Origin of the sequence: Ketogulonicigenium vulgare WSH-001 (assembly GCF_000223375.1) — a bacterium.
In the GTDB taxonomy this organism is placed as follows: Bacteria; Pseudomonadota; Alphaproteobacteria; order Rhodobacterales; family Rhodobacteraceae; genus Ketogulonicigenium; species Ketogulonicigenium vulgare.
In genome coordinates, this window is record NC_017384.1 from 1,781,618 (window position 1) to 1,804,241 (window position 22,624).

23 protein-coding genes are annotated in these 22,624 nt (G+C 62.6%); 12 read left to right on the top strand and 11 right to left on the bottom strand.

The annotated features are described in order from the left end of the window. Positions 1–3 precede the first annotated feature (3 nt). A complete protein-coding gene (locus KVU_RS08780; protein ID WP_013384867.1) occupies positions 4–942 on the bottom strand; it encodes a DUF808 domain-containing protein in 939 nt (312 codons plus the stop codon). A gap of 92 nt (positions 943–1,034) precedes the next feature. On the opposite strand from KVU_RS08780, the gene KVU_RS16135 reads away from it, so the two are divergent. Both KVU_RS16135 and gap read left to right on the top strand, forming a co-directional pair. Then, positions 1,035–1,178 (top strand): hypothetical protein, encoded by a 144-nt coding sequence (locus tag KVU_RS16135; RefSeq protein ID WP_013384868.1) that lies wholly within the window; start codon positions 1,035–1,037, stop codon positions 1,176–1,178. 104 nt (positions 1,179–1,282) lie between these two features. Continuing rightward, a complete protein-coding gene (gene gap / locus KVU_RS08785; protein WP_013384869.1) occupies positions 1,283–2,284 on the top strand; it encodes a type I glyceraldehyde-3-phosphate dehydrogenase in 1,002 nt (333 codons plus the stop codon). Positions 2,285–2,309: 25 nt separating this feature from the next. Here the strand turns inward: gap and coaD are convergent, their stop codons facing one another. After that, positions 2,310–2,789 carry a pantetheine-phosphate adenylyltransferase gene (gene coaD / locus KVU_RS08790; RefSeq protein WP_013384870.1) on the bottom strand — a complete coding sequence of 160 codons (480 nt, stop codon included), beginning with the start codon at positions 2,787–2,789 and terminating at the stop codon, positions 2,310–2,312. Between the two features lie 185 nt (positions 2,790–2,974). Here coaD and KVU_RS08795 point away from each other — a divergent pair, with 185 nt between their 5' ends. Beyond that, on the top strand, positions 2,975–3,904 hold the full coding sequence (locus tag KVU_RS08795; RefSeq protein ID WP_013384871.1) for a Hint domain-containing protein: 930 nt from the start codon (positions 2,975–2,977) through the stop codon (positions 3,902–3,904). Positions 3,905–4,022: 118 nt separating this feature from the next. Further along, entirely contained in the window at positions 4,023–5,180 is a 1,158-nt protein-coding gene (gene hpxO, locus KVU_RS08800; protein ID WP_013384872.1) for an FAD-dependent urate hydroxylase HpxO, read from the top strand. A 41-nt stretch (positions 5,181–5,221) separates the two neighbouring features. Here hpxO and nusB read toward each other — a convergent pair whose 3' ends face one another. The 5 genes from nusB to KVU_RS08825 form a co-directional block, all read right to left on the bottom strand. After that, on the bottom strand, positions 5,222–5,665 hold the full coding sequence (gene nusB / locus KVU_RS08805; RefSeq protein WP_013384873.1) for a transcription antitermination factor NusB: 444 nt from the start codon (positions 5,663–5,665) through the stop codon (positions 5,222–5,224). A gap of 91 nt (positions 5,666–5,756) precedes the next feature. Then, positions 5,757–6,323: a hypothetical protein gene (locus KVU_RS08810; RefSeq protein WP_013384874.1), complete on the bottom strand. Its 567-nt coding sequence runs from the start codon at positions 6,321–6,323 to the stop codon at positions 5,757–5,759. A gap of 1 nt (position 6,324) precedes the next feature. Continuing rightward, positions 6,325–6,939 carry a DUF1523 family protein gene (locus KVU_RS08815; RefSeq protein ID WP_013384875.1) on the bottom strand — a complete coding sequence of 205 codons (615 nt, stop codon included), beginning with the start codon at positions 6,937–6,939 and terminating at the stop codon, positions 6,325–6,327. A gap of 29 nt (positions 6,940–6,968) precedes the next feature. After that, entirely contained in the window at positions 6,969–7,790 is an 822-nt protein-coding gene (locus tag KVU_RS08820) for a L,D-transpeptidase (RefSeq protein ID WP_013384876.1), read from the bottom strand. A gap of 248 nt (positions 7,791–8,038) precedes the next feature. Beyond that, the gene (locus KVU_RS08825; protein ID WP_013384877.1) at positions 8,039–8,491 is read right to left on the bottom strand and encodes a nucleoside deaminase; all 453 of its coding nucleotides are present in this window, start codon (positions 8,489–8,491) and stop codon (positions 8,039–8,041) included. A 108-nt stretch (positions 8,492–8,599) separates the two neighbouring features. Here KVU_RS08825 and KVU_RS08830 point away from each other — a divergent pair, with 108 nt between their 5' ends. From KVU_RS08830 to dtd, 8 genes are all read left to right on the top strand, one after another. Next, positions 8,600–10,549 carry a pseudouridine synthase gene (locus KVU_RS08830; protein ID WP_013384878.1) on the top strand — a complete coding sequence of 650 codons (1,950 nt, stop codon included), beginning with the start codon at positions 8,600–8,602 and terminating at the stop codon, positions 10,547–10,549. A 261-nt stretch (positions 10,550–10,810) separates the two neighbouring features. Next, entirely contained in the window at positions 10,811–11,707 is an 897-nt protein-coding gene (locus tag KVU_RS08835) for a 5-bromo-4-chloroindolyl phosphate hydrolysis family protein (protein WP_236953086.1), read from the top strand. 21 nt (positions 11,708–11,728) lie between these two features. Further along, the gene (locus tag KVU_RS08840; protein WP_013384880.1) at positions 11,729–12,901 is read left to right on the top strand and encodes a toxic anion resistance protein; all 1,173 of its coding nucleotides are present in this window, start codon (positions 11,729–11,731) and stop codon (positions 12,899–12,901) included. Continuing rightward, positions 12,901–13,875 (top strand): DUF2927 domain-containing protein, encoded by a 975-nt coding sequence (locus KVU_RS08845; protein WP_014537910.1) that lies wholly within the window; start codon positions 12,901–12,903, stop codon positions 13,873–13,875. Before KVU_RS08840 ends, KVU_RS08845 begins: the two co-directional genes overlap by 1 nt. Before the next feature lie 28 nt (positions 13,876–13,903). Continuing rightward, positions 13,904–15,004 carry an SPFH domain-containing protein gene (locus tag KVU_RS08850; protein ID WP_164928160.1) on the top strand — a complete coding sequence of 367 codons (1,101 nt, stop codon included), beginning with the start codon at positions 13,904–13,906 and terminating at the stop codon, positions 15,002–15,004. 49 nt (positions 15,005–15,053) lie between these two features. Then, positions 15,054–16,187: a TFIIB-type zinc ribbon-containing protein gene (locus KVU_RS08855; protein WP_013384883.1), complete on the top strand. Its 1,134-nt coding sequence runs from the start codon at positions 15,054–15,056 to the stop codon at positions 16,185–16,187. A 4-nt stretch (positions 16,188–16,191) separates the two neighbouring features. Further along, a complete protein-coding gene (locus tag KVU_RS08860; protein WP_013384884.1) occupies positions 16,192–17,121 on the top strand; it encodes a carbohydrate kinase family protein in 930 nt (309 codons plus the stop codon). Continuing rightward, positions 17,109–17,543, top strand: a complete 435-nt coding sequence (dtd, locus tag KVU_RS08865; RefSeq protein ID WP_013384885.1) for a D-aminoacyl-tRNA deacylase — start codon at positions 17,109–17,111, stop codon at positions 17,541–17,543. Before KVU_RS08860 ends, dtd begins: the two co-directional genes overlap by 13 nt. Here dtd and folD read toward each other — a convergent pair. From folD to ybgF, 4 genes are all read right to left on the bottom strand, one after another. Beyond that, positions 17,540–18,433 carry a bifunctional methylenetetrahydrofolate dehydrogenase/methenyltetrahydrofolate cyclohydrolase FolD gene (gene folD / locus KVU_RS08870; RefSeq protein ID WP_013384886.1) on the bottom strand — a complete coding sequence of 298 codons (894 nt, stop codon included), beginning with the start codon at positions 18,431–18,433 and terminating at the stop codon, positions 17,540–17,542. The genes dtd and folD overlap by 4 nt on opposite strands. 126 nt (positions 18,434–18,559) lie before the next feature. Next, positions 18,560–20,467, bottom strand: coding sequence for an ATP-dependent zinc metalloprotease FtsH (ftsH, locus tag KVU_RS08875; RefSeq protein ID WP_013384887.1), 1,908 nt, complete (start codon positions 20,465–20,467; stop codon positions 18,560–18,562). A gap of 93 nt (positions 20,468–20,560) precedes the next feature. Beyond that, positions 20,561–21,784: a tRNA lysidine(34) synthetase TilS gene (gene tilS / locus KVU_RS08880; protein ID WP_013384888.1), complete on the bottom strand. Its 1,224-nt coding sequence runs from the start codon at positions 21,782–21,784 to the stop codon at positions 20,561–20,563. Then, on the bottom strand, positions 21,777–22,613 hold the full coding sequence (ybgF, locus tag KVU_RS08885) for a tol-pal system protein YbgF (RefSeq protein ID WP_013384889.1): 837 nt from the start codon (positions 22,611–22,613) through the stop codon (positions 21,777–21,779). The genes tilS and ybgF overlap by 8 nt, the downstream gene beginning before the upstream one ends. Positions 22,614–22,624: the final 11 nt, after the last annotated feature.

Consider the following 22,624-nt stretch of genomic DNA (forward strand, 5'->3'; position numbering starts at 1 on the left):
TTGTCAGTGCGCCTTGCCGCGCATAAAGGGTGTCACAACCAGCACCACGATCAACCCGATCAACAGGCCGACGATCCCATCCAGCGCCGCTGTGACGAACCATTCGACAAAGCCGCGCGCCCCCGACAGCATATTGCCCGCATCCACCGCCCAATGGTGGATACCGTCATAGACCAGCGGCCAGCCCAGCGTCGATGCGCCATGCGTCAGGATATTGCCGCCCACCCACAGCATTGCCAGTGTGCCGACAAAGGACAGCACCGCCAGAAACGGCGGCATCCCGACCACCAGCCCGCGCCCAAACGCGCGCGTCGCACCAAGTCGGCCGTTTTGATGCATCGCGGCGCCGATATCATCCGCCTTCACGATCAGGGCAACGCCGCCGTAAACCAGCGCCGTGATGGCCAGACCGACCACAGCCAACGTCACCGCCTCCATCCAAAAGCCGCCGACCTCGATCACCGACAGCGAGACGACCATAATCTCGGCCGACAGGATAAAGTCGGTCTTGATCGCGCCTGCCACACGGGATTCTTCCAGCTTGGCCGGATCGCCGGTTTCATGTTCGGCATGGGCGACGGGATCTTGCGGGCGGATGTAATGGATGACCTTCTCGGCCCCCTCGTAACATAGATAGAGCCCCCCCAGCATCAGCAGCGGCGTGATGATCCACGGCAGGAAATAATTCAGCGCCAAAAGGATCGGCAGCAAGATCACCAGCTTGTTGAAGATCGATCCGCGTGCGATGCGCCAGACCATCGGCAATTCGCGATCTGCCTTGAAACCCGTCACATATTTGGGCGTCACAGCGGCATCGTCGATGACCAGCCCCGCCGCCTTTGATCCGGCCTTTACGGTCTGGGTCGCGATATCATCAATCGAGGCAGCCGCAACTTTCGCAATCGCCGCCACATCATCTAGCAAAGCCAATAAGCCGCTCATATCATGTCCTATATGGGCAAGGCTGCACGAAAGCGCGCATTCTAACTAACTCGCCCTTCCCCTCAGCTTGCCATCGCGCGTAAAAGAAAGCCATGACGAACCAAATCGCTCTGACCTTTGCCCTGCTGCTGCTGCTCCTTGTCGGGGCTGATATGCTGTTCAATCACGGGGCAGCGCTGCTGTTTCTGGCACGCAAATTTCTGGATCTGCTGAATTGGATTCAGTTTTGGCGTTAACATGCCGCGCGGGGATCGGCGCGGCGTTGACCTTTTCGCTGAAATCGCAATGGTGTCGGCAACGCGGGTAATTCGCCCGCTAGAAACCGTGAAGAGGGTTCAAAATGGCTGTGAAAGTGGCGATCAACGGCTTCGGCCGCATCGGACGCAATGTGCTGCGGGCGATCATTGAATCGGGGCGCACCGATATCGAGGTTGTGGCGATCAACGATCTGGGTCCGGTTGAAACCAACGCCCACCTGCTGCGCTATGATTCGGTGCATGGCCGTTTCCCCGGCACCGTCACCACCACCGCCGACACGATCGATGCGGGCCGCGGCCCGATCCGCGTAACTGCGATCCGCAACCCGGCTGATCTGCCCTGGGGCGACGTCGATATCGCGCTGGAATGCACCGGCATCTTCACCGACGCGGACAAGGCCAAGATCCACCTGGAAAACGGCTCAAAGCGCGTGCTGGTCTCGGCCCCCTCGACCGGCGCAGACAAGACCATCGTGTTCGGCGTGAACGACGATACGCTGACCGCCGCAGACATGATCGTCTCGAACGCGTCGTGCACCACCAACTGCCTGTCGCCCGTGGCCAAAGTGCTGCATGACGCCATCGGCATCACCAAAGGCTTTATGACCACGATCCACAGCTATACCGGCGATCAGCCGACGCTGGATACGATGCACAAGGACCTCTATCGCGCCCGCGCCGCTGCGCTGTCGATGATCCCGACCTCGACCGGTGCGGCAAAGGCCGTTGGCCTTGTGCTGCCGGAACTCAAGGGCAAGCTGGACGGCGTCTCGATCCGCGTGCCGACCCCGAATGTCTCGGTCGTCGACCTGACGTTCGAAGCCGCGCGCCCGACCACCGTCGAGGAAGTGAACGCCGCCATCATCGCCGCCGCTGACGGCCCGCTGAAAGGCATCCTTGGCTACACGCACGAGCCGCTGGTCTCGAGCGACTTCAACCACGATTCGCACTCGTCCGTGTTCGCGCTGGACCAGACCAAAGTGCTGGACGGCAATATGGTCCGCATCCTGTCGTGGTACGACAATGAATGGGGCTTCTCGAACCGTATGTCCGATACGGCGGTTGCCCTTGGCAAGCTGATCTAAGGTTTAGGGCGCCCTGCGGGGCGCCCTATTTCCATCTATCGGCCAGCGCCTGCTGGACGCCCGGCGGCACAAAAGCCGACACATCCCCCCCCAGCCGCGACACTTCCTTGACCAGACGCGAGGCAATCGCCTGATGGCGCGCCTCGGCCATCAAAAAGACCGTCTCGATATCGGGGGCGAGGGTGCGGTTCATGCCGGTCATCGGGAATTCATATTCAAAATCCGCCGCCCCCCGCAGACCGCGAATGATCACCTGCGCGCCAACTTTGCCCGCAAAATCCACCAGCAACGTCTCGAACGGAACGACGGCGATATCCGCCGGGATGGCGGCGACCTCGACCTCTAGCAGCGCGACACGTTCGTCCACGCCGAACAGCGGCCCCTTGCCTGCATTGATCGCAACACCGATCACCAGCCGATCCACCAGCGCCGCGCCGCGCCGGATGATATCCAGATGGCCGTTGGTGACCGGATCAAAGGTGCCGGGATAAAGGCCGATACGCATGACAGGCTCCTGTCCAAAGGGTCAGCGGCACGAGGGAGCAGTCAAGCCATTCGTGCCAGCCGCATTTATAAGCTTCACCGCAAAGGCGGCAATATTCTTGTTATTCGTCAGGGGAATGATAGCCTAGGGGTGAAATTGGGTGCCACGGTTTCCCCTTATGCTTGGGGACGTTACGCGAGAGTTGCATGGCCGAGGTTACGCTAAACGCCGATGGCGAGGGAAGCTATCTGCTGCCCGTCTATTTCACAGGCGAAGATGATACCGTTGCGGTTAATGTCACGCAGGGTTTTCGCGGCTCGATTGTGGTGTCGGGCCATTACAACGACGGCGAAATTGAAAGCCTGTCCCTTAGCCTGCCGGACGGCTGGCGGCTGGCCTTGCGCGAACGCGGCCGCGCCGCCGCGCTCGAGGTCGAGGCATGGGTCGCTTATGACATCTTTGACGCCGGCGGCGCGCTGCGCGGCCCGATTACCATCAGCGCGAATTACATCTCGGTGCCATGTTTCACGCGTGACACATGGATTGAAACGGCAGGTGGGCCGGTTCTGATCCAGAACCTGACCCCCGGCGATCTGGTGATGACCCGGGACCATGGCGCGCGCCCGATTCGCTGGATTGGCAAGCGCAACCTTGACGCGGACGAGTTGGAAACCTTTCCCAGCCTGCGCCCGGTGCGCATCAAGGCCGGAGCCCTTGGGCGCGGCGTGCCGCAAGATGATCTTCTGGTATCTCAGCAGCACCGTATGCTGGTCCGCTCGCGCATCGCGCGGCGGCTGTTTGAAAGCGCCGAAGTGCTGATCGCCGCAAAACAGCTGTTGCAGGTTGAAGGTATCGATATTGCCGAAGACGTGAGTGCGGTCGAATATTACCACATGATGTTCGACCAGCACGAGGTGGTCAGTGCCAATGGCGCCCCGACCGAATCGCTCTATACCGGCGCGGAATCCATGCGCGCCATCAGCCCCGCCGCGCAGGAAGAAATTTTCACCCTCTTTCCAGAGTTACGTGATTATGACGACACGCCGCCGCCTGCCCGCCCGCTGGCGTCCAGCCGGGCCGGACGCCGTCTGGTGGTGCGGCATTTGAAGAATAACCTGCCCCTGCTTTCGCCCTAACTTCGGGCAAATCGCGGGCACGCGGGCACAGGACGCTGCGGAATTTGTCCGGGCGATATAGACTTATCTTGCCGGGCCGCAGAACATCGCCCCGATATTTTGAACGGAGAATGCGGTCATGAAGGCGATCATCATTGGCGCGGGTATGGGCGGCCTATGCGCGGGCATCGCGCTGCAACGCATCGGGCATGAGGTCGCGGTTTATGAACGCGTGCGCGAAATCCGCCCCGTCGGTGCCGCGCTGTCTTTGTGGTCGAACGGCGTGAAATGCCTGAACTTTCTGGGGCTTGAGGCACAGGTGCGCGCCCTTGGCGGCCAGATGGACAGCATGGCCTATGTCGAGGGGCATTCAGGCCGCACCATGACCGCTTTTGACCTTGCGCCCGTCTATGAAACCGCCGGTCAGCGCGCCTATCCCGTCGCGCGGGCGGAACTGCAGAATATGCTGATGGACGCCTGCGGACGCGAAAACATTACCCTTGGCGCCGAACTGGTCGAGGTCTGGGAGGATGAGAGCCAGGTTCACGCCCGCTTTGCCGATGGCAGCGTGGCCAGCGGCGATTATCTGATCGGTGCAGATGGGGCGCATTCACTGGTGCGCAGCTATGTGCTGGGCGAGAAACTGCCCCGCGACTATTCCGGCTATGTGAATTTCAACGGTCTTGTCGCCATTGATCCCGCCATCGCCCCCGCAGACCGTTGGACGACATTTGTCGCAGATGGCAAGCGCGCCTCGGTCATGCCGGTTGCAGATGGGCGGTTCTATTTCTTCTTTGATGTCCCCGGCCCCGCAGGCCAGACCGTCGAGCGCGCCGATTTCAAAGACACCCTGCGCCAGCATTTCGCGGATTTCGCCGCCCCCGTGCAGCGCCTGATCGACGCGATCGAACCCGAGCGCACCAACCGCGTCGAGATTTTCGACATCACGCCGTTCCACACCTGGACGCGTGGCCGCGTGGCGCTGCTGGGGGATGCCGCCCATAACACCAGCCCCGATATCGGTCAGGGCGGCTGTATGGCGATGGAGGATGCGGTCGTGCTGGGCATCGCGCTGCAGGTCAATACGCTGGGCGTGCAAGACGCGCTGATCCGCTATCAGAACCGCCGCGCGCCGCGCGCGGGCGAATTGGTGCTGCGCGCCCGCCGCCGCGCCGCCGAAACGCATGGCTTTGACATGGCCGAGACGCAGGCTTGGTATGACGGGCTATGGACCGAGGACGGCAGCCGCATCATGCGCGGCCTGTTGTCGAATATCGAAGGCAACCCGCTGGACTGAAAAATAAGGGCGCCGCGCGGCGCCCTTTTATCATTCTGCTTTTATTCTGCGAAATCGGCGGGATTCGCCTCGCGCGCCATGTGATCCAGCACCGCGTTGACGAATTTCGGCTCTTTCGGATCGGCCGAAAAAGCCGAGGCAATGTCCATAAATTCGACGATCACGACCTTGGCTGGGGTCTCTTTCAGCATGAACTCGGCCCCGGCGGCGCGAAACAGCGCGCGCAGGGTCGGGTCGATGCGGGCGATCGGCCATTTGCTGACCAAAGCGCGGTCGGTCATCTGGTCGATCTGCGCCTGATTGTTCACGGCATCCTGCATCAGGGTGCGGAACAGGGTGACATCGCCTTCGACCAGCTCTTCGCCGTCGATACTGGCGCCAAAGCGGAAGTCTTCGAATTCGCGCGTTACACGCGTCACCGTCACTCCGGCCGCTTCCATTTGGAACAAAGCCTGCACCGCGTAAAGACGCGCAGCCGAACGCATCCGGCGCTGTTCATTCCGATTCGAGCCCACGCGACGATACCCCTTTGTCCGGCCTACAGGCCGCGTCCATTGCCCCATCGGGCGGCCAAGGTCAACGCCCGGCACCTGCCCCAAGGAAGCTTTGACCCGAAATAAAGCCCGCAAGCCCCCCTGCGGTCATCAACTCACGCTCGTGATCGGTCTCGCCGATCATCAAAACGGCGTCGCCCGGCAGGCCTTGGGCCATCAGCCAGGCTTTCAGATCATCGCGCATCTCGCCCCAGTTGGTGCCAAAACGCGGCAGCGCAAGTTCGGATTTCGCGGCGATCTGATCCAGCAACCCCGGCAGCGCCCGCCCCGACAGCCCCAGATGCGGCTGAGCGGCGCTGGCCTGCAGACGCAGCAGCGGCGCATCCGCGATCACCTGCCCCGGGCGGAACACGCCCAGCGCATTCGAGGAATAGAGGAAAGCCACCAGATCACGGCCCGTCGTCGCGCGCACACCGGCATAAGTCTTGTAATCCAGCCCCAGCGCCTTGGCGCGGGCGACGCGCGCGCGCACAACCTCGATCGGCAATGTGCCACCGCCGCCGATCAGCTCGCGCCGTGCCATGCGCCAGCAGTGGCGCAAAAACCCGTCGCCATTGCCCGGCCCGCCGTTATGCCCAATGCCACTCATCTTACTTCCCCTTGAACCAGCGCGAGATCCCCGCGCGGCGTGCGTCAATGCGTTGATCCAGCCGGTCGAGCGCCGGTTGCAGGCGGCGATGGCGCCAGCGGATCACCCGCGCGGCAATCGCCCAGACCAGCGCCACTGACACCGTCAGGAAAATAATATTGAACCACGGAATAATCCGCGTGTCAGGCCCCGGCACTTCCCAAACCTTCACCGCATTGGGGAAAATCGTCAGGAACTGGTTACGCCAGCCGTAATGGCGCACCGCGACCCAGCGCGGCGCCTCGGCGGTCGAGGCCAGATTCGCCACCTGCGCCTGAATGTCATAGGCGCTGAATTTGAAATAGGGCGGCCAGCCCCAGCCGGTATCCTCGTTGCGAAACACCCGCTCGCGTCCATTTGGCAAGGCAGTGTTGATAAAGAACACATCGCGCACTTGGCCCGCGGCGCTGCCGGGTTCTGCGTTGCTATAGAACATGCTGTTCCAGCCGGGCGTGACACGGCGGTTTTCCGTGCCGATGATGCGCACGATATCATGGCGCGGAAGGTTGTAATGCAACACCCCACCCACCAGCAGCGCCAGCGCGACGATGAACACCCATTTCACGATCTTCAGCATCAACGCCCCGCTGTTTGATTTATGCCAGCTTAGCCGCGACCAGAGACCGAGGCCAGCTCATCCGCGCGCCCACCCTCTTCGCCGTTGAACAGCTGCTCGGGCGTGATCAGATAGGGGGCAAGTTCGATGCCGCGATTGGCCATCGCCGACCCTTCGATGCGCACCGAATCAGCATAGGTGCGGATGACGACGCGGGTGCTGTTCGGCACCAGATCATACAGATGGATCATATCGTGGTTGAACAGGCGGATGCAGCCCGCCGAGCCAGAGTTCCCGATGGATTCCAGATCGTTGGTGCCGTGAATGCGGTAATAGGTGTCGCTGCCATTGCGGTACAGATAAAGCGCGCGTGCGCCCAAGGGGCTGGCAAGGCCGCCTGGCACACCGCCACGGAACGGGCCATACAGGGCCGGATCGCGGCGCAGCATGTTTGCGGTCGGCGTCCAGCCCGGCCACTTCGCCTTGCGCTGGATGATCGTGGTGCCGCGCAGGCCCACACCTTCGATTCCGACGCCGATCGAATAGCGCCACGCCATGCCGTCGGGCATGATCCAATAGAGGAATTTTGCGTTGGGATCGATTTCAATCGTGCCCGGGCGCAGCTCGCCGGGATAGCGCATCAGCACGCGGCGGTTCACGCCTTGCAGATATTGCGGCGAGACCGGCGGCAGGCGATAGCCCTCATCCTCGATCAGACCGTAACCCTCGACGATTTGCGACAGCGGCACCCCGCCGACCACCGGCTCGGGCGCGGCGACCTCGGGCACGGGCGCGCAGGCGGCCATCAAAGAAAAACCGCCCAAGGCGGCCAAGGCAAAGCGACGAGAGACAGCGGGCTGTGCGAATGACATGTGAACGGGCCTAGCTAACGGAATACGACTCATTTCATAACAACTTAAAGGTTGGCGGCAAAGTGCCGGGGGCCGTTTCATCGGGCGGCGAAAGCCCGCTCACTACCTTGTCATCTTGCATTTGAACGCAAATCACCCGTTAACTATGGCGGTAAAACGCCGGAGACGGCGTATCGGTTCCCCACTGACGCGCGAATTTCTGTGGTAACCTTGCCACGGATGGCGCGCAAAAATTAACCAATTGCCCGCTATAACCGCTTTGCGGCAAAGAAATCGCGCAGCAAAGTCTCGGCCTCGGGGGCGCCCAGATCACCGTAAACCTCGGGGCGGTGATGACATTGCGGGTGGTTGAACACGCGCGCCCCATGCAGCACGCCGCCCGATTTTGGATCTTCGGCGCCAAAGTAAAGCCGCCGGATGCGCGCAGCGGCAATCGTGCCAGCGCAGATCGGGCAAGGTTCCAGCGTCACATAAAGATCGTGGTCGATCAGCCGTTCAGACCCGATCACGGCGCAAGCGGCGCGGATCGCCAGCACTTCGGCATGGGCGGTCGGGTCATGCAACTCGCGCGTGCGGTTGCCGGCACGGGCGATAATCTGGCCACTCGGCCCAATGACAACCGCGCCCACCGGCACCTCGCCGCGCATGGCGGCAAGTTTGGCTTCCTCTAGCGCGTGGATCATATAGGATCGGAATTGCATTCTTTCTTCATGAACCGGCGTGGATCGCTCTGGCAAGGGCCCTCTGGCCAAAATCGCTTTGCCAAGATCGCTCTGGCAAGGGCGAACACAAAGCAGTAAGAGGCGCGGATGAACCAGGACCCCACCACTCCCCCGCATGAAGATGCAGCGCCCGCCGCGACTGGCGAACGCATTGCCAAAGTATTGGCCCGCGCAGGCATAGCCTCGCGCCGCGATGTTGAACGCATGATCCTTGACGGACGCGTCAGCGTCAATGGCAAGGTGATCAATTCACCCGCCGTCAACGTCGCAGATCGCGACCGTGTCAGCGTCGACGGCCAGCCCGTCGCCGCAGCCGAGCCGCCGCGCCTGTGGCTGTATCACAAGCCCTCGGGCCTTGTGACGACGAATAAAGATGAACTCGGCCGCGAGACCGTGTTCGACGCCCTGCCCGAGGACCTGCCCCGCGTGATGACGGTTGGCCGCCTCGACCTGACCTCGGAAGGGCTGCTGCTGCTGACCAATGACGGCGAGGTCAAGCGCAAGCTAGAGCTGCCCGCCACCGGTTGGCTGCGCCGCTACCGCGTGCGCGTGAACGGCGAAGTGACCGAGCCCGAGCTGGACAAGCTGCGCGCCGGCATCACCGTTGATGACATTGAATATCAGCCCATGGATGTCGAGCTGGACCGCCAGCAAGGCGCGAATGCCTGGCTGACGATCGGCCTGCGCGAAGGCAAGAACCGCGAGATCCGCCGCGTCATGGAAGCGCTGGGTTTTGTCGTGAACCGTCTGATCCGCATTTCCTATGGCCCATTCCAACTGGGCGCGCTGGAAGCGGGCGAAGTGCAGGAAGTGCGCCGCAAAGTGCTGCGCGATCAGCTGGGTCTGGACCAGGACGCCCCTGATCTGCAGCGCAGCCGCCGCATCATCCGCAACGAGAAGATCGTAGACGAGACGCCCAAGCGCGGCCGTCCGGCAAAGCCCGGCTTCAAACCCGGTGCCAAGCCCTCTGGCGACCGCCCGTCCTATGGTGATCGTCCCTCTTTTGGCGACAAGCCGCGTTTTGGCGACAAGCCGCGCGGTGATCGTCCGAGCTTTGGCGACAAACCGCGCTTCGGCGATAAACCCCGTGGTGATCGCCCAAGTTTCGGCGACAAGCCCCGTGGCGACCGCCCTTACGGCGATAAACCACGCGGTGACCGCCCTTATGGCGACCGCCCGTCGGGCGATCGTCCCAGCTTCGGCGACAAGCCTCGCAGCTTCAAACCGCGCACCGAGGGCGACGCCCCACGCGGTGATCGTCCCAGCTTTGGTGACAAGCCGCGCTTCGGCGATAAACCCCGTGGTGATCGCCCAAGTTTCGGCGACAAGCCTCGTGGTGATCGTCCCTACGGCGACAAACCCCGTGGCGACCGGCCGTATGGCGACAAACCACGCGGCGACCGCCCTTATGGCGACCGTCCCTCGGGGGACCGTCCCAGCTTCGGCGACAAACCTCGCAGCTTCAAACCGCGCACCGAGGGCGACGCCCCGCGCGGCGAGCGTAAGAGCTTTGGGGATAAGCCTCGTTTCGGCGATAAACCCCGCGGCGACCGCCCAAGCTTTGGCGACAAGCCTCGCGGTGACCGTCCCTATGGTGACAAGCCGCGCGGTGACCGGCCTTATGGCGACAAACCACGCGGCGACCGCCCTTATGGCGACCGTCCCTCGGGGGATCGTCCCAGCTTTGGTGACAAGCCCCGCAGCTTCAAACCGCGCACCGAGGGCGACGCCCCGCGCGGCGAGCGTAAGAGCTTTGGCGATAAGCCTCGTTTCGGCGACAAGCCCCGTGGCGACCGCCCAAGCTTCGGCGACAAACCCCGTGGTGATCGTCCCTATGGCGACAAGCCGCGCGGTGACCGGCCTTATGGTGACAAACCACGCGGCGACCGCCCGAGCTTTGGCGATAAGCCGCGCAGCTTTGGTGACAAGCCCCGTTTCGGGGACAAACCTCGCGGCGACCGGCCGTCCGGTGATCGCCGTCCCTCGGGTGCGCCCCAAGGCGGCAATCGCCGCCCGCCGCGCCGCGATGACAAGTAAACGACCGGGCTAAAGCGGCAGGAAACCACCGCAAAATCCATGGAAAGGCACCCTACGGGGTGTCTTTCGCGTTCCAGCGCATGAAAATCATTGCAAAGCGTCTTGCCGTTTCACGGTAACGCCCTAATTTCTATGGCAGAGCGCGCAACATTGCCGCACGACATGAGGAGAGCCCATGCCACGCTTTTTGCGCCCCACCTGCTATGGCTTGCTGATCGCTTTGCTTTACGGCACCGCGTTTGGCTGGATCGGGGGCTGAATATGGCGCGTGCATTCGGGGGTAAATTCTCGCCGCGCGGCAAAGGCGAAAGCGACGCCGCCCGCGCAGCCATTCGCGACAACCGCGAGGAAGAGCGGAAGCTGTCAAAAGGCGGCAAACGCGCCCGCATTTTGATGATCCCCGGCTTTTTGGCCGCAGGCTTGTCGCTGTTTCGCGGCGCCGAAGAGCTGGCCTTTGGCCTTTTGGGCGGCGGCGGCGTGATCCTTGCCGCTTGGCTGCTGCGCGAAGGGCTGCGGGCCGAAGCCGCTTATGAGGCCCGCGCCATCGCCCGCCGCCCGGCCATCCCGCGCAAAATCTTTGCCGCGGTGCTGTTCGGGATCGGCACGCTGTTCATGGCCGTCTCGGCCGATACCTCGTTCGAGGAGGGCGCGATCTATGGCGTCATTGCAACCGTGCTGTCGCTGATCGCCTTTGGCCTTGATCCCATGCGTGACAAACGCGCCGAAGGGATCGATACCTTTCAGCAAGACCGCGTGGCGCGCATCGTGGACGAGGCGGAAAGCTATCTTGCCACCATCAGCCAGCAGATCGCGACGCTGAACCTGCGCAGTCTGTCGGCCAAGGCCGAAGGCGTCATCGCCAGCGCCCGCCGCATGATCCGCACGGTCGAGGAAGATCCCCGCGATCTGACCGCCGCGCGCAAATTCTTGGGCGTCTACCTGATGGGTGCGCGCGATGCGACGGTGAAATTCGTCGATGTTTATCGCCGGACCAGTGATGAAGGGGCGCGCAATGACTACGAAACCCTGCTAGATGATTTGCAAGGCCAGTTCGCCGCCACCACAACCCGTATGCTAGAGGGCGGCCGCACTGATATGGATATTGAAATCAAAGTCCTGCGCGAACGACTGCAGCGCGAAGGCATCCCGACCGAGTAACCCTAATCGCAAGAGGTTCCCATGTCTGAAACGATCCGCGAAGCCGCGACCGCAGCCTTGAAAGATGTTGAAAAAGTGACGGCCACCGTGCTGCCAACCCCCACCCCCGCCGCCGAGATTGTGCCTCTGGCGCAGGCCGACACCGTCAAATCGACCGAGATCCGCCAGCGTATCGCCGAAATCGACATGACGAACACCCAGTCGATCATCGGCTTTGGCTCGCGCGCGCAGTCGGAACTGCAGGTGATCAGCCAGTCGATGCTGCAGGGCGTCAAAAACAAGGACGTCGGCCCCGCCGGTGATAGCCTGCGCGATATGGTGACGACGATCCGCGGCTTTTCGGTCAGCGAGTTGGATGTGCGCCGCGATCAAAGCTGGTGGGAAAAGCTGCTGGGCCGCGCTGCGCCCATGGCCAAATTCGTCGCGCGTTTCGAGGAAGTGCAAAGCCAGATCGACAAGATTTCCGACGATCTGCTCAAACACGAACATGTCTTGCTGAAAGACATTCAAAGCCTTGATCTGCTGTATGAAAAGACGCTCGATTTCTATGACGAGCTGGCGATCTATATTGCGGCGGGCGAAGAGAAACTGGCCGAGCTTGACAGCACCACCATCCCCGCCAAAGAGGCCGAAGCCGCAGGCGCGCCCGAGGATCAGGCCATCATTAAGGCGCAAGAGTTGCGCGATCTGCGTGCCGCGCGCGATGATCTGGAACGCCGCGTCCACGATCTGAAACTGACGCGTCAGGTCACAATGCAATCGCTGCCCTCGATCCGCTTGGTGCAGGAAAACGACAAATCGCTGGTGACCAAGATCAATTCGACCTTGGTGAATACCGTGCCTTTGTGGGAAACCCAATTGGCGCAGGCGGTGACGATCCAACGCTCGTCCGAGGCAGCCAAAGCCGTTAAGGCCGCGAATGACCTGACCAATGACCTGCTGACCAAGAACGCTGAAAACCTGCGCGAGGCGAACAAAGCCATCCGCACCGAAATCGAGCGCGGCGTCTTTGATATCGAGGCTGTGAAGGCCGCGAATGCCAATCTGATCGCCACGATCAACGAAAGCCTGCAAATCGCCGACGAGGGCAAAGCCAAGCGCGCCGCCGCCGAGGCTGATCTGCAACGCCTGGAATCCGATCTGCGCGACACGCTGGTTTCGGCAAAAGCGCGCGAAATGCCCGTCGCAGGGTAATGATGCGCCCCACGCGCCACAGGCTGATGACTTGGACGGCAGGGCTATGCGCCCTGTCGTTGCTGATCGGCTGCGCCGAGGAGCAGCCGGTGCCCGAGGCCGAGGCGCCGCGCGCCATCTCGCCGCGTGAGCGCCCGGTGCAGGCCGAGGTCGTGGCCCTCCCCTCGGCCACCAGTCAGGCGCTGGCGCAATATTATGTCCGGTTGCAAAATGACCTGCGCGGGCGCGGGTTGTTACGCACCGATGATGGCCATGATGCGCCATTCACCGATACCGTGTTGGCGCGCAACTTTATCCGTGTCGCTTTGTTCGACGAATATACGGATCTTGGCCACCGTTTCGCGGCCCGCGCCAGCGAATCGCATCTGCGTCGCTGGGAACAGCCGATCCGGATGCAGACCGTATTCGGCGCCACCGTTCCGCTGGAACAGCGCCAAACCGACCGGGCCGAGGTCACCGCCTATGCCGCGCGTCTGGCCGAGATCAGCGGCCTGTCGATCACGCCCAATGCCAGCGACCCCAATTATCTGGTGATCTTCGCGGGCGAGGATGATCGCTCCAGCTTTGCGCCCATGCTGCGGCAATTCATTCCGGGCATCAGTGACAGTGCGATGCTGGCGCTGATGAACCCCGACCGCAGCACGCTATGTCTGGTCGTCGCCTTTGGCGAGACCGGCCAAAGCAACACCTATACCCGCGCCATCGCGCTGATCCGGGGCGAGCATCCCCAGCTGATCCGCAGCGCCTGCATCAACGAGGAGCTGGCGCAGGGGCTTGGCCTTGCCAACGATGATATGATGGTGCGCCCCTCGATCTTTAATGACAGCGAGGAATTCGCCCTGCTGACGACGCATGACGCGCTGTTGCTGAAAATGCTTTACGACCCTCGCCTGCGCCCTGGGATGACGATTGACGAGGCAACCCCGATCGTCAACCAGATCGCAACCGAACTGATGACCGTCCCGCCTGCTTAGGCGCGGCGTAGATAAGGAGACCCTTATGATGGGCATTCTTGACTTCCTGTCCGGCCAATTCATCGACGTCATCCACTGGACGGATGACACGCGCGACACGATGGTCTGGCGTTTCGAGCGCGAGGGGCACGAGATCAAATACGGCGCCAAACTGACCGTACGCGAGGGGCAGTCCGCTGTTTTCGTGCATGAGGGGCAACTGGCCGATGTGTTCGGCCCCGGCCTTTACATGCTGGAAACCAACAATATGCCGATCATGACCAGCTTGCAGCACTGGGATCACGGCTTTAAATCGCCCTTCAAAAGCGAGGTGTATTTCGTCAACACCACGCGCTTTAACAATCTGAAATGGGGCACGAAAAATCCGATCATGTGCCGCGATCCGGAATTTGGGCCGGTGCGTCTGCGCGCGTTCGGCACATTTTCGATGCGTGTCAGCGATCCGGCCGCCTTCATGCGCGAGATTGTCGGCACCGACGGCGAATTCACGACCGAGGAAATCAGCCTGCAAATCCGCAATGTCGTGGTGCAGGCGGTCAGCCGCATTCTGGCGGCCAGTGATGTGCCGGTGCTGGATATGGCGGCGAATACCGCTGACCTTGGCAAGCTGATCACCACAGCCATCGCACCGATCATCGCCGAATACGGCATCATCATCCCCGAGTTTTATATCGAGAACATTTCGCTGCCCGCCGAGGTCGAGAAGGTGCTGGATAATCGCACCTCGATGGGCATCGTCGGCGATCTGAACCGCTATGCGCAATTCTCGGCGGCCGAGGCGATGACCGCCCCCGCGCAGAACCCCGGTGCCGCAGGCGCTGGCATGGGCATGGGGATCGGCCTTGGCCTTGGCGGGGCGGCTGGCCCTTGGGGCGCGGCGCCCACCCCCGCCGCTGCCGCGCCGCCCCCGCCGCCGCCCGCCGATGGCGTTTGGCATATTGCAAAGGACGGGCAGACAAGCGGCCCGTTCTCGCGCGCGGATCTGGGTCGGATGGCGCAGACCGGCACGCTCACCCGCGACAGCCACGTATGGACGCCGGGCCAAGACGGCTGGAAACGCGCCGACGAGGTGAACGCGCTGGCGCAGCTTTTCACCGTTCAGCCCCCGCCGCCCCCGCCCGGCGTGTAACCCTTTTCTGCGGGCGTGATATGCGCGCCCGCATCCCTCAGGGCTCCAGATGACCGACCTTCCCAATATCCCCCGCCGCCGGCGCGCCAGCGCCGCTGATACCGCCGAGGAGCACCGCTTTCCGTGCGAGCAATGCGGCGCGAACCTGACCTTTGCCCCCGGGCAGACCGAGCTGCGCTGCGATCATTGCGGCCATGTGCAGCATATATCCTTGCGCGGCGCCATGAGCGACGCCCTGCGCGAATTGGACTATAACCTCGTCCTTGCCAATCTGGTGCGCGATGCGGAATATGAAACGACGCGTTTCATCCAATGCCCCAATTGCGGCGCGAAAAGCGAGTTTCAAGAAGGCACCCATGCCGCCGCCTGCCCGTTTTGCGCAACGCCCGTGGTGACGGACACCGGCGCGCATCGCCAGATCAAACCGCAAGCGCTGGTGCCCTTCACATTGGACGAGCGTGCGGCGCGTGATGCGATGACGAAATGGCTGGGCAGCCTGTGGCTTGCGCCCAATGGCCTCCAGGAATACGCGCGCAAGGGGCGGTCGATGTCGGGGATTTATGTGCCCTATTGGACATTCGATTCGAACTCTCGCAGCGAGTATACTGGCCAGCGCGGCGATATTTACTATGAAACCCGCACTGTGATGCGCGATGGCAAGCGCCATACCGAACAGGTACAGCGCATTCGCTGGACGCGGGTATCCGGCCAGACGGCCCGTGTCTTTGACGATGTGCTGGTTCTGGCGGAAAACGCCCTGCCGCGCGATTACACCGACGCGCTCGAGCCGTGGGATCTGTCGCAACTGCTGCCCTACGACCCGCAATTCCTGTCCGGTTTCCGCGCCGAAGGCTATGCCCTCGGCCCCGAGGAAGGCTTTGATATTGGCCAGCAAAAGATGCGCGCCGTGATCGAGGGCGACGTCCGCCGTCAGATCGGCGGCGACCGCCAGCAGATCGACCGCCTACATGTCGAACATAATGACGTGACGCTGAAACATGTGCTTCTGCCGATCTGGGTCGCGGCCTATAAATACCGCGACAAAAGCTATCGTTTCGTGGTCAACGCCCAGACCGGCAAGGTCAAGGGCGAACGTCCGTGGTCGGCGTGGAAGATCTTTTTCCTCGTCCTTGCCGTGGGCGCACTGGCGGCGGGCGTGGCTTTCTTGGGTTACAATGGATAAGACGATGATCCTGTGCTGCGGCGAGGCTTTGATTGATATGTTGCCCTCCAGCGATATGCTGGGGCGCAAGGCCTATGTGCCGGTGACAGGGGGCGCGGCGCTGAATACCGCGATCGCGCTGGGGCGGCTCGGGACGCCTGTCGGGCTGTTCACGGGGCTGTCCTCTGACCCATTCGGGCAGATGATCATCTCGGTCGCGGCGGATGAGGGGGTGGATACTGCCCCATCCGCCATTCGCGCGCTGCCGACGACGCTGGCCTTCGTGCATCTGCTGGATGGCCGCGCAAGCTATTCATTCCATGACGAAAATTCGGCTGGCCGTATGCTGGCTGTCAGCGACATTCCAGACACTTCTGCCGCCTGCTATCTGTTCGGCGGCATCTCACTTGCCGCCGAGCCCTGCGGCGCTGTCTATGAGGCGTTCCAAGCCCGCGCGAGCGAGAGCAGCCTTACCATGCTTGACCTGAACATCCGCCCGGCCCTGATCAATGACGAGGCCGCCTACCGCGCGCGGCTGGATCGCATGATCACCCGCGCCGATATCGTGAAGATCAGCGACGAGGATCTGGATTGGCTGGTCGGCCCCGGCGATATGGCGGATCAGGCGCAAAAGCTGCTGGATATGGGGCCAAAGCTGGTGCTGCTGACAATGGACAGTCGCGGCGCGCGCGGCTTTGGCCGCTGCGGCACGCGGGTTTCGGTCGCGGCGCTGCATGTGCCGCATGTGGTGGATACGGTGGGCGCAGGCGATACGTTCAACGCGGGGACGTTAGCCGCGCTGTATGACGCGGGCCTGCTGACAAAAGACGCCATCGCCACCCTCAGTGCCGAGGATCTGCACGCCGCCATGCTGCAAGGCACGCGCGCGGCGGGCTATTGCGTGGCGCAAGCCGGCGCGAACGGGCCGACACGGGCACAGCTATGCGCGCTTTGATTCAACGCGTGTCCGAGGCGTCGGTCCGTGTCGATGGCGCGGTGGTGGGCGAGATTGGCTCCGGGCTGCTGATCCTGGTCTGCGCGATGAAGGACGATGACGACACGGCCCCCGCGCGTATGGCGGTGAAACTGTCAAAGATGCGGGTGTTTCGCGACGCGCAGGACAAGATGAACCTGTCGCTGATGGATACGGGCGGCAGCGCGCTGATTGTCAGCCAGTTCACCCTTGCCGCGACGACCAAAGGCAACCGCCCCGGCTTTTCCGATGCCGCCCCGCCGGAGCGGGGGCGGCAGCTATACGAATCGTTCACGTCCGAGGTCGCGGCCCTTGGCATTCCCCATGCCAACGGAATCTTTGGCGCGGATATGAAGGTCGCGCTGGTCAACGACGGCCCCGTCACCTTTTGGGTCGAAGTTTAGGCCGTCAGCCCCACCGGCTCGGGCAGGCCATAGCGGCGGCAGGTGGCGGTCAGCGTATTTGCCAACAGGCAAGCAATCGTCATCGGCCCGACGCCGCCCGGCACCGGCGTAATCGCCCCCGCGACCGCGGCGCAGCTATCGAAATCGCAATCGCCGACCAGCTTGGCCTTGTCCGCGCCTGCGGGCTGGATGCGGTTGATACCGACATCAATCACCGTCGCGCCCGGCTTTAGCCACTCGCCTTTGACCATCTCGGGGCGGCCGACGGCAGCCACCACGATATCGGCGCGGCGCACCACAGCAGGCAAATCGCGCGTGCGCGAATGCGCGATTGTGACCGTGCAGCCCTGTTGCAGCAGCAGGTTCGCCATCGGCTTGCCGACAATATTGCTGCGGCCGATCACGACCGCCTCGAGGCCGTTCAGATCACCAAGGCTGTCGCGCAGCAGCATCAGGCTGCCCAGCGGCGTGCAGGGCACCATGGATTTCTGGCCAGTGACGAGTTTGCCCACGTTATCAATGTGAAAGCCGTCGACATCCTTGGTCGGATCAATCGCATTGATCACCAGCTCGGCATTCAGATGTGCGGGCAGCGGCAATTGCACCAAGATACCGTCAACGGCCGTGTCGGCGTTCAACTGCGCAATCAACGCCAACAGGTCAGCCTCGGGCGTCTCGGCAGGCAGGCGATGCTCAAAGCTGTTCATACCGACCTCGATGGTCTGGCGATGCTTATTGCGGACGTAAACTTGGCTGGCGGGATCTTCGCCAACCAGCACAACGGCCAGTCCAGGAGTGATGCCCTGCGCCTTCAGCGCCGTGACCGCAGCGCCGACCTGCGCGCGCACCTTGGCCGCAAAAGCCTTGCCGTCGATAATTACTGCCGCCATGACGCACCCCTGAACGCTGATTTTCAGCCTTCCCTAACGCACCGGCAAGCGCGCCTCAAGCCACTGACCCAGAAACTGGCGCCGCAAATGCAAAAGGGCCGCAGATCGCGGCCCTTTCGTCAAATGTTACGCCGAAGGTTCCGGCTCCATCCCCGGTGCCTCGCGGCGGGGGCGGGTTTTGGGCACCGAGGTCACCGAAGGCGCCGGCGGCTCGATATCATCATCATTGCCGCCACCGATCGGCTGACCCCGCATGACACGGCCGATTTCCTCGCCGGTCAGCGTTTCATGTTCCAAAAGGCCCTGCGCAAGACGGTCGAACTCTTCGTAATTGTCCTGAATGATCTTGAAGGCGTGGTCATAACCCTCGTCGATCAGACGCTTGACCTCTTCCTCGATCAGACCTTTGGTATGGGCCGAAATCGACAGGCCGCCCGCGCTGCCACCGCCTTGGTAACCGGCATGGGCCTCGGCATAGTCGATATTGCCGACCTTGTCCGACATGCCCCAGCGCATCACCATCGCGCGCGCCAAGGACGAGGCCTGCTGGATATCACCCGCCGGGCCAGACGAGACATTTTCCAGGCCATATTTGATGATCTCGGCGGCTTTACCGGCCATCGTCATGGCGATCTTCTGCTCGGCCTCTTCTTTGTGGTAGTTCAGCTTGTCGATCTCGGGCAGGCTGACAACCATCCCCAGCGCACCGCCACGCGGCACGATCGTCGCTTTATACACCGGGTCGCATTTAGGCAGCTTCATCCCGACAATCGCGTGGCCAGCCTCATGATAGGCGGTTTTTTCCTTTTGCTCCTGCGTCATAGCCATCGAGCGACGCTCGACACCCATCATCACCTTGTCCTTGGCATTTTCGAAATCAACCATACCGACAAAGCGGCGGTTGGCGCGTGCCGCCAGCAGCGCAGCCTCGTTCACAAGGTTCATCAGCTCGGCACCCGAGAAACCGGGCGTGCCGCGTGCGATGATGCGCAGATCGACATCGGGGCCCAAAGGCACCTTGCGGGCATGCACAGACAGGATTTTCTCGCGGCCACGGATATCGGGGTTCGACACATGGATCGTGCGGTCGAAACGGCCCGGACGCAGCAGCGCAGGGTCCAGAACGTCGCGGCGGTTGGTCGCAGCGATGATGATGATGCCTTCGTTGGCTTCAAAACCATCCATCTCGACCAGCAGTTGGTTCAAGGTCTGCTCGCGCTCGTCATTGCCGCCGCCGTAACCGACACCGCGGGCGCGGCCAACGGCGTCGATCTCGTCGATGAACAGGATACAGGGCGCGTTCTTTTTCGCCTGTTCGAACATGTCACGCACACGCGACGCACCGACACCGACGAACATTTCCACGAAATCCGAACCCGAGATGGTAAAGAACGGCACGCCCGCCTCGCCCGCAATCGCACGCGCCAGCAGGGTCTTACCGGTACCGGGCGGGCCGACCAGCAGCGCGCCTTTGGGGATCTTGCCGCCCAGACGGCTGAATTTTTGCGGATTGCGCAGGAATTCGACGATTTCTTCCAGCTCTTCTTGCGCCTCGTCGATACCGGCGACATCCTCGAACGTCACGCGGCCTTGCTTTTCCGTCAGCATCTTGGCCCGCGATTTGCCAAAGCCCATCGCACCGCCCTTACCGCCGCCTTGCATGCGGTTCATGAAATAGATCCACACACCGATCAGCAGAACAAAGGGCAGCATCGACAGCAAAAACGCCTGCAGGGTCGATTGCTCTTGGCTGCGGGCCTCGAACGGGATGTTGCGCTCTAGCAGCATTTGGGTGGTTTGGGCATCGGCGGGGCGCACCGTGCTGATCTGGCGGCCATCGGTCGTGCGGTAAACAACCTGCTCGCCATTCAGCGTCACGCTGGTCACGTTACCTGCATCCACGGCTGCGACAAAATCCGAATAGCGCGGGTTGTTCGCCGCGTTGGAGTTATCGTTGCCCGAGAATACCTGAAACAGCCCCAGCAGCAGCAGGAAGATAACGACGATAAAACCAATATTCCGAGCGTTACCCAAAAATCTTCTCCCATGATCGCAGCCCGGCCCCAAAATGGATGGAGGGCCGTGGCAAAGTTCTTGCACCCTAAGATAAGGCCGCGCGCCCGATGTTCAATGCGAAAGCGGCGTCATATTGAACTTGCGCACCACTTCCGCCTGCCATTTTGCGTCCGGCTGCAGCAGCGGGGCCGCAATCAGCCGTTGCGCTTGCCAAATGGCAGGCCCGGCCATCAGGCTGGCGCGGCTATAGCCGCTGGCGCGCCAATCGGGAAATTCCGCGATGGCGCCGCCCAACCGCCCGATCAATGCGCCCTGTGGCAACTGGCCCGCCAGCTGCCAGCGACCATCGAACAACACGCCCGCCGGCACCGCAGCGCCGACAGCCGCGACCTCGCGCGTGATACGCAAATGGCGCGCGCCGCTGGTGAAGAGACACCCCCCCAACGTCCGCCGCGACGCCCCAAACAGAGCTTGGTCAAGGCCCGTAAGCTCGGGACCGCGGGGCGGATAGGCGGGGCCACCGATCCAATCCAGCGCCCGCAGCAGCAGGCGATAGCGCATGGCCGTAGGGAGGCTGCGGTACTGCGCAACCGGCAAAACGATCTCGCCCGCGGGTGTGGTTGGATCACCGACGGCTGCGGTCAGGGCCCAATCAAGGGCTTCGGACACTTGGGATAAATGCAGCGCCGCGCGGGTGATATCGGTCGTTTCAATCCCCGCCTCGGCCAGCTGCGGCAACAAGCGGCGCAGACGGACACGCTGGTAATGCGGATCATCATTGGTCGGATCATCAACCCACGAGATCGCGCCCGCCCGCAGCACATCCCGCAGCGCCTTGCGCGACAAAGCCATGAAGGGGCGATAGAAGGGCACCCCCTCTACGCGCCAGCGGTCACGCATCGCGGACAGACCGTCGATCCCGGCGCTGCGGCCCAGGTTCATCAGATAGGTCTCGGCCTGATCCTCGCGGTTATGTGCGATAACAACACCGGCCAAAAACGCCTCGCGCGCCCAGGTGGACAGCAGGCTATAGCGGGCGATGCGGGCGCGATGGGGCAGATTGCCCGCCATATCCGCCGGCTGCCATGGCAGCGTATAATGCGCAATGTCGCGCGCAGCGCAAAACCGCTGCACCATCTCGGCCTCGGCAGCGGAATCCGCGCGCAGGTTGTGATCGACGGTTGCCGCCCAAATGCGGCCGGGCGCGGCCTCGTGCAGCAGCAGCAGTGCCGCCAGCGAATCGCTGCCACCCGATACGGCAACACCGATCCGACCGGTGACCTGGGTCACAAAGGCGCGCGCAATGGCGCGCGGATCTTTGCTGAGGTCAGGCACAGTTCAAATTGCGCATCGCTGTTGCTGCCTCGGCCACGGCCGGGTCGGCCGGAAAGCGCAGCGCAACCTCGCCCAAGGTCAGGCAGGCATCGGTATCCTGCCCCATCTGCCCCAGCGCAAGGCCCAGCTTTAGCAAAGCCTGCGGCGCATAGGCGCCGTCCGGCGCACCGGCAAAGCTTTCCAAAAACGAGCGCGCAGCCTCGCTGATCTGACCAAGCCCCTCTTGCGCCTCGCCCCGGCGCAGCATGGCTTCGGCACTTAGCGCGCCGCCCGGGTAGGTCTGGAGATAGGTCGCAAAACCGTCAGCGGCGCTGCGAAAGTCACCTTGCGCGAGCGCCTCCGACGCCCGCGCAAAGTCTTCCTGTTCGCCCAAAGCCATTTGGCTGGACCCGCCGGATGTCGGCGGTGTCGTCACGGATGGGGCGGGCGCTGCGGCAGAGCTGCTGCCCGTGCCGCCACCCAAAGTCGGCGTATTGCCAAGGCTGCCGATGTCGCAATTCGGCTCTAGCTCGCACAGGCGGAATTCCAGATCGCCAATGCGATTGGTGCCGTCCGATACGACGCGGGAAATGCGATATTCCAGCTCTTCGGTCTTGGCGGTGATCTGCTGCAGCACCACCTCGATCGAGTTCAACCGGTCCAGCGGCGTCGCGCCGGCAACCCCGCCGGACAGCCCGCCCGATGCGGTAAGTTCCGCCCGCAGGTTCGAGACATCGGCATAAAGTGTCGTCAATTGCTGGCGAATATCGGCCAGCGTCGCCGCGTCCTGCGCGACGGCGAATTGGGGCAGCAATGCCACCCCAATCATCAATGCGGCTTTCCTGATCATGGCCGCCCGCC

Coding starts and splice junctions, on each gene's coding strand:
- KVU_RS08780 (WP_013384867.1), bottom strand. CDS start 942: ATGAGCGGCTTATTGGCTTTGCTAGATGATGTGGCGGCGATTGCGAAA.
- KVU_RS16135 (WP_013384868.1), top strand. CDS start 1,035: ATGACGAACCAAATCGCTCTGACCTTTGCCCTGCTGCTGCTGCTCCTT.
- gap (WP_013384869.1), top strand. CDS start 1,283: ATGGCTGTGAAAGTGGCGATCAACGGCTTCGGCCGCATCGGACGCAAT.
- coaD (WP_013384870.1), bottom strand. CDS start 2,789: ATGCGTATCGGCCTTTATCCCGGCACCTTTGATCCGGTCACCAACGGC.
- KVU_RS08795 (WP_013384871.1), top strand. CDS start 2,975: ATGGCCGAGGTTACGCTAAACGCCGATGGCGAGGGAAGCTATCTGCTG.
- hpxO (WP_013384872.1), top strand. CDS start 4,023: ATGAAGGCGATCATCATTGGCGCGGGTATGGGCGGCCTATGCGCGGGC.
- nusB (WP_013384873.1), bottom strand. CDS start 5,665: ATGCGTTCGGCTGCGCGTCTTTACGCGGTGCAGGCTTTGTTCCAAATG.
- KVU_RS08810 (WP_013384874.1), bottom strand. CDS start 6,323: ATGAGTGGCATTGGGCATAACGGCGGGCCGGGCAATGGCGACGGGTTT.
- KVU_RS08815 (WP_013384875.1), bottom strand. CDS start 6,939: ATGCTGAAGATCGTGAAATGGGTGTTCATCGTCGCGCTGGCGCTGCTG.
- KVU_RS08820 (WP_013384876.1), bottom strand. CDS start 7,790: ATGTCATTCGCACAGCCCGCTGTCTCTCGTCGCTTTGCCTTGGCCGCC.
- KVU_RS08825 (WP_013384877.1), bottom strand. CDS start 8,491: ATGCAATTCCGATCCTATATGATCCACGCGCTAGAGGAAGCCAAACTT.
- KVU_RS08830 (WP_013384878.1), top strand. CDS start 8,600: ATGAACCAGGACCCCACCACTCCCCCGCATGAAGATGCAGCGCCCGCC.
- KVU_RS08835 (WP_236953086.1), top strand. CDS start 10,811: ATGGCGCGTGCATTCGGGGGTAAATTCTCGCCGCGCGGCAAAGGCGAA.
- KVU_RS08840 (WP_013384880.1), top strand. CDS start 11,729: ATGTCTGAAACGATCCGCGAAGCCGCGACCGCAGCCTTGAAAGATGTT.
- KVU_RS08845 (WP_014537910.1), top strand. CDS start 12,901: ATGATGCGCCCCACGCGCCACAGGCTGATGACTTGGACGGCAGGGCTA.
- KVU_RS08850 (WP_164928160.1), top strand. CDS start 13,904: ATGGGCATTCTTGACTTCCTGTCCGGCCAATTCATCGACGTCATCCAC.
- KVU_RS08855 (WP_013384883.1), top strand. CDS start 15,054: ATGACCGACCTTCCCAATATCCCCCGCCGCCGGCGCGCCAGCGCCGCT.
- KVU_RS08860 (WP_013384884.1), top strand. CDS start 16,192: ATGATCCTGTGCTGCGGCGAGGCTTTGATTGATATGTTGCCCTCCAGC.
- dtd (WP_013384885.1), top strand. CDS start 17,109: ATGCGCGCTTTGATTCAACGCGTGTCCGAGGCGTCGGTCCGTGTCGAT.
- folD (WP_013384886.1), bottom strand. CDS start 18,433: ATGGCGGCAGTAATTATCGACGGCAAGGCTTTTGCGGCCAAGGTGCGC.
- ybgF (WP_013384889.1), bottom strand. CDS start 22,613: ATGATCAGGAAAGCCGCATTGATGATTGGGGTGGCATTGCTGCCCCAA.